6 protein-coding genes are annotated in these 6344 nt (G+C 38.6%); all 6 read right to left on the reverse strand.

Annotation, left to right across the window (positions count from 1 at the left end; genetic code table 11):
- Positions 1–78 precede the first annotated feature (78 nt).
- Positions 79–780, reverse strand: coding sequence for an HNH endonuclease (locus tag GQO80_RS14445; RefSeq protein WP_157209075.1), 702 nt, complete (start codon positions 778–780; stop codon positions 79–81).
- Positions 781–829: 49 nt separating this feature from the next.
- Positions 830–1240, reverse strand: coding sequence for a 6-pyruvoyl trahydropterin synthase family protein (locus GQO80_RS14450; protein ID WP_157209076.1), 411 nt, complete (start codon positions 1238–1240; stop codon positions 830–832).
- The gene (idi, locus tag GQO80_RS14455; RefSeq protein WP_157209077.1) at positions 1237–1761 is read right to left on the reverse strand and encodes an isopentenyl-diphosphate Delta-isomerase; all 525 of its coding nucleotides are present in this window, start codon (positions 1759–1761) and stop codon (positions 1237–1239) included. The genes GQO80_RS14450 and idi overlap by 4 nt, the downstream gene beginning before the upstream one ends.
- Before the next feature lie 98 nt (positions 1762–1859).
- Positions 1860–3803, reverse strand: a complete 1944-nt coding sequence (locus GQO80_RS14460) for an OmpA family protein (protein ID WP_157209078.1) — start codon at positions 3801–3803, stop codon at positions 1860–1862.
- A 10-nt stretch (positions 3804–3813) separates the two neighbouring features.
- Positions 3814–4749, reverse strand: a complete 936-nt coding sequence (locus GQO80_RS14465; RefSeq protein WP_157209079.1) for a PorP/SprF family type IX secretion system membrane protein — start codon at positions 4747–4749, stop codon at positions 3814–3816.
- Positions 4750–4777: 28 nt separating this feature from the next.
- A partial coding sequence (locus GQO80_RS14470) for a T9SS type B sorting domain-containing protein (protein WP_157209080.1) occupies positions 4778–6344 on the reverse strand: 1567 nt, incomplete at its 5' end.

The following is a 6344-nucleotide window of genomic DNA, read 5'->3' on the forward strand; positions in this document are numbered from 1 at the left end:
GGTTTAGCTGTTAATTTAGTAAGTACAAACCAAACTGAAAACCCTTGCAGATTTTCAGAAGTAGTCGAGAAAAAGTAATTACTTATAGCTATTGTTAGCAGCAGTGATTATTTCATTTTTTTTCTTCAAATATTCTTTATTTGGATAATAATTTTTACTTTTAGGAAGTTTTAATTTCTGTAATTGAACTCCTATATCATTTTTTGTTTTCACTTTATAATCAGTAGTGATAGTTAATATTCCAATGTCAAAAGCTATTTCGTGATTTACACAAAGAGCGATTCCATTATTTATTGTGTCAGGTCCTCCATCTTTTACATTCAAAATGTGAGCGGCTCTTATAAGGCTAGGTTGATTAATATCACAGACCGCACAACAATTCGAATATGCTTCAAGTACATTTTTTCTAAATTTTGATTGTTTCCTAACGGGTTTTTTAATTTCTGTTTCTTGCCATTCTCGTCCGTTTGGATATGGTCTTTTCTGAAAATCTATTTCATATTTTCCATTATCAAAATATCGAATGATTGGAAGAGATTCATACCTTGTTATGCTTGTGTCAAGTAATTCAAATTCTCCTTTATCATTGATTTCAACAAACAGCCGTAATTCATTCTTTTTATGATACCAAAATTTTAGTACGTGATAAATAGAATTTAAAGATAAATTTTCAATTAATTCTGGATTTATACATTTACTTCTCTTCTCCCTATGTGCAGCATAATTAGCTTCTTTTAGAAGTGGTTTTGAGAAAAATCTAAGTTCTTCAAACTTTTTCATTTTTTTGGTTTAAATGCCACCAATAAGGATCTAAAACCTATGGGTTTGGTTATTTTCCTGAATAGGTTACAAAGTTGCGTGGTGTTTCAAAAAGGGTTATCTCCAAATCCAATGAAGCATCAAGTTTGGGCTTTATCTTGTTATAGATTACCACCACTATATTTTCGGCGGTGGGGTTTAAATCTTGAAATTCGGGCACTTCAATATTCAAATTTTTATGGTCGAAGGCGTCTTCAACTTCATTTTTAATAATGTCCTTTAAAATTTTAACATCAATCACATAACCCGTTTCTTTATCAATCTCGCCCGTAACGCTCACAATCAATTCGTAATTATGCCCGTGGAAATTGGGGTTGTTACATTTTCCGAAAACCGCATCGTTTTTTTCGAATGTCCAATCTTTTCTGTAAAGCCTGTGCGCCGCATTGAAATGGGCTTTTCTACTTACCGTTACCTTCATTTGGATATATTGATGTGTTGATAGAATTTGTGAAAAATAATTTTAAACCATTCTGTGTACAAATCTGGATGTTCTAAAATATCGTGCTTAACGGCCTCTAGTGGCATCCATTTCCAGTTGGCTACTTCATCGGCATTAATTTTTGGTTCGCCATTGTAGGTTCCTACCAAAACATGGTCGAATTCATACTCGGTTAAACCATTATCGAACGGTGCCTTGTATATGAACGAAATGGTATCCACCAATTCTGTAACAAAGCCCATTTCTTCCATCAAGCGGCGTTTTCCTGCTTGCGTATTGGTTTCTCCAACGCGCTGGTGGCTACAACAGGTATTGGTCCAAAGCAGCGGCGAATGGTATTTATGTGCTGCGCGCTGTTGCAACATGAGTTCATTTTTTGAATTAAAGACGAACACCGAAAAGGCACGGTGCAAAACGGCTTTTTCGTGCGCTTCCAGTTTGGGCATCGTACCTATTTGCTCGTCGTTTTCGTTAACAAGTATCACTTTTTCTTCTTCCATAGAAAGCAAAAATACTAACTAAAATATTAAAACTTGCCAAAAATTAAAAAGCTGCACTTAAAATGCAGCTTTTAACTCAAATTTATTTAAAAAAGACTTTACATTTTAACAATTATAAACTCACTGCGGCGGTTTAGCTGGTGTTTGGCCTCTGTACAATTGGATTCGTTTGTGGGTTCGCAACCACAATCGTTCACCAATTGCGACTCGCCATAGCCTTTAGCGGTTAATCTGTTAGGGGCAATTCCCTTTTTAATTAAGTATTGTCTTGTAGATTTTGCCCTGTTTTCAGACAACATTAGGTTATAGGCTGCTTTAGCTCTACAATCGGTATGGCTTCGAATATCGATGGTCATGGTTGGATATTTATTCATCACCGCCAATACTTTTTGCAATTCAACTTCGGCATCATATCGAATGTTGTGTTTATCAAAATCGAAATAGATAATTGGGATATTGAGTGTTTTAGCTAAATCGGTGCCTTCTTGGATTTTTAATTCGTCTGGTTTTAAGCTAAGTTCAAGTTGAAGCTCTTGTTTTTTATTTGGTGTTGTAACGCGAACTTCATCTGGCATGTATGTATCTTTAGATGCCCTAACCAAAAACTCTTGGTTACAGGCCACTTCAAAAGAAAAAGCGGCATCATTTCCAACGGTTACTTGGCTGATAGGCTTGCCATTTTCAGTGAGTAGATTTACGGTAGCTCCAGGCAACAATGCCTTTGTGTACTCATCTTTAACAACACCTTTCAGGGTTTGTGTACATTGCGGTAGGTTAAAAGTGTAAATATCATCATCCCCTTTACCGCCGTCTCTATTGGATGTGAAAAAGCCTTCTTTGGTTGTTAGGTTTTCATAATACCCAAAATCGTCTTTAGGGCCATTGATTGGTTTTGCCAAATTTTCTATTACAAGGGGCAGTTTATTTTCAAATTTTTTCTCAAAATCCCTGATGACAAAAATATCCAAACCTCCCAAACCTGCAAATCCGTTGGATGAGAAATACAAGTCGCCCACCTCGTTGATGAAAGGAAAGGTTTCTTGAGCTTCGGTATTGATAGAAGACCCAAGATTGATTGGTTCTCCTAACGAGCCATCGGGTTTAATATCTGCAACAAAAATATCGGAATTGCCGTATGTACCGGGCATATCGGAGGCAAAATACAGTTTGGTGCCGTTAATATTTACCGATGGGTGCGCCACACTATAATCATCGCTATTAAAGTGAATAGATTCAATAGGCCCCCAAGTATTGTCGCTTTCCTTGGTTGCTTTATAAATCTTTAATCGGTTGGTGTTATTGTCGTCTTTTTTAAACTTCCCCTTAAAATAATTGTTTCTTGTGAAATACATTACGTCTTCTTTTGGGGTAAATGAGACTGTTGATTCGTGGTATTTGGTATTTATATCGCCACCAAATTCCTTAACATTCGAGTAAGTCCCGTCTTCTTGTTTTTCAGCAGAAAACAAATCCAAAAAAGGCTGTTCGTTCCATTTGTATTTTTTCCCACCGCCACGTGATGAGGCAAATATGATTTTAGTGTTGAATTGGGCTGTTCCAAAATCAGATTGATTGGAATTAATATCCAAATTCTTAATTTCAATATCCCTACTTGCCGCTTCAATTTTTGATAGATAATCGACCTTCGACAAGAATGCCCTTCCGCGTAAATCGTCTTTTTTTAGTTCAAGGAATTTTTTCATCCACTTGTCTGATTCGGTATAATTCTCTACCGATTTTAGGGCTTGGGCATACCTAAAATAATACTCGGCATCAACGGTTTCATTCATTGCCATAAGCGCTGCATACCATTTTGCCGCATCTTCCATTTTATTTGTAAAATAGAATGAATTGCCCAGTTTCTGCAAAATATCGACAGAGGTGTAACCTTTGTTGGCAACTTCCAATAATATTTCGGTGGTTTTTAAATATGCAAAATTCTCATATTCTTTAGTGGCTTGCCTTATTTTATCCTTTTGGGCATAACCAGATAAAAAAGCAAGACTTAATATAATGGTGGCTATAAGTTTGTTTGTTTTCATAGTATTTTTTTTAGAAGAATCTTGGTGATAATATCCTGCCAACATTTTGCAATTCAAATCGCAACATAATTTCGTGAGACCCGCTGTTGTAATTATTTAGATTTGTTGTTGTAGCATCGTAGGAGTAGCCAATAAATAAACCGTCGGTTACCTGAAAGCCTGCTAGACCACTAAAAGAATCGTCCCAACGCCATGCTAGGCCTAGTGTTAATTTTTCATTGAATAAAAAGTTAGCTGATACGTCGGCAATGATTGGTGCTCCGGAAACTCCTTTAACCAAAGCCGCTGGCTTGAATTTTGTGGTTTCACTCAAATCAAAAACATAACCGCCTATAACATAATAATGGAGTTTTTCTGAAGCTAACGATTCTTGGAAATCGTCATAATGCTTGGTCGTTAAGAAGTTAGGCACAGAAAACCCAACATACCACTTAGCACTGTGCAAATATACCCCTGTACCTATTGTTGGTGAAAACAAACTTATATTTTCACCAAAAATATTGTCTGGGTTCCTAAACCGTCCTTTGCTCCAATCGGTACTTAGTAATTGCATCCCTCCTTTTATACCAAAGGATAGTTTTGTGAATTCATCATTGCTATCATCCAAATAAATGGAATACGAAAAATTGGCATCAATGTACGTTTCATTTGCGGGACCTAAAGCATCATTAACCACCGATAAGCCTAAACCTAGATTATCGTTTCTTAGTGGGGCATGTACACCTAGTGTTTGTGTTTTTGGTGCGCCATCAATACCCACCCACTGGGTTCTGTACAAACCTGTAATACTTAAAACCTGTCTTTGTCCGGCATAGGCTGGATTTACGCTCATGGTATTGTACATATATTGCGTGTACTGTGGGTCTTGTTGCGCGCTTAATTTTATACTTAATAGTGTAACAAACACTAAAATTATATTTCTTATTAATAATGATTTGTGTATCATTTCAATTGCTTTTTTTAGTCGTTCTTTATTATCTATTTATGTATAACCAGCCAACTTTAGGTTTTGATCCATCACCTAAATCGAGTATATAATAATAGGTGCCCACCGGAAGTTTTTCAGAAACATTCATTGTTGCCCTTCCGTTTGAGGTGCCATTAAACTCATTATTATAGCCACGTTTTTGGTACACGATATTTCCCCAACGGTTATAAATTTCAAGTTTATTATTAGGGTAGTTTTCTATACAGCCAATAACAAAGGTGTCGTTAGTGCCATCGTCATTTGGTGAAAACTCATTGAAAACAATCAAGCAACCTAATTGAGTTACCGTTGGATCGTCTGTTGAATTTCCATCTAAATCATCTCCATCATCGCTCATATCATTGATAGAGCTACCGTTTGGCGCAATTCCTGAAGCTACTACACTATTGCTTACGCCACCAGCATTGATGGCTTGTTGCGTGATAGTAAACGAAGCTATATAAGTTGCCGTTTCTCCTACCAACAAGGTACCTGCTGTACTACCTAGGTTTGCGCTTTGGAAAGTTACAGGCGTCGTTAAATTAATTACATTTCCTTGAGCGTCGGTAAAACTATCTACCAAGCTTATGTTGGTAAGCCGCACATTTCCAGTATTCTCCACGGTTATGGTATAGTTGATGGAATCTCCTAAATTAGTACCAAAATAATCTGCTGTTTTAACAACTTTTATTTCAGCAGTACAATCAGCTGTTGTTGTAACTGGAACAGTTATGTCTGATATATTATACGAACATGGATCTTTTGGATTGGTGCCATTTGCTATTTCGGTTGCATCAACAACACCATCGCCATCACAATCGTTTATAGCTGTAATTGTGGTAGTTATATCAACTATATTATAAGAGCATGGGTCTTTCGGATTGGTACCATTTGCAATCTCTGTTGCATTCGTCACGCCATCGCCATCGCAATCGCTGGTAGCGGTTATCGCTACCGTAATGTCTGCTACGTTATAGAAACATGGATCTTTAGGGTTTGTTCCATTAGCTATCTCCACTGCATCAAGTACCCCATCGCCATCGCAATCATTAGTTGAGGTAATCACTAAGGTAATGTCGGAAACATTATAGGAGCATGGATCTTCTGGATTGGTGGGGATACCACCTCCAGGAGGTGATAATTCATCGCCATTTGTAACGCCATCGCCGTCACAATCTGTAACGGGATTGGAAATACAAACATCATTGTCCTGGATCGTGCCCGTTGCGGCTACCCCGCCCACGCTCAGGCCGTACTGCTCGTCCAGCTCGTCGATGGCATCGTCCATACTTATTACCGTGATGGTGAAGGCCGTTACGCCCGTGGGGATGGTGATCGTGCCGTCGCCGTTGTCCACCACGCCATTGCTGAAGGTGATCGCGCCCAGGTCGGCCGCTACCGTCGTGCTGTTGGTTAAACTGAAGGGGATGGTCAAGGGGCTTGCCGGCGCACCGCTCAGTGCCACGTCGTGCACCAGGCTCGTGCCCTCGGCCTCGGTCTCGGTGCTTACGCTCGCTACCGTGATGGTGTCATTGTCCTGGATCGTGCCCGTTGCCGCTACACCGCCCACGCTC

The organism is Mariniflexile maritimum, from assembly GCF_009746565.1.
Classification (GTDB): Bacteria; Bacteroidota; Bacteroidia; order Flavobacteriales; family Flavobacteriaceae; genus Mariniflexile; species Mariniflexile maritimum.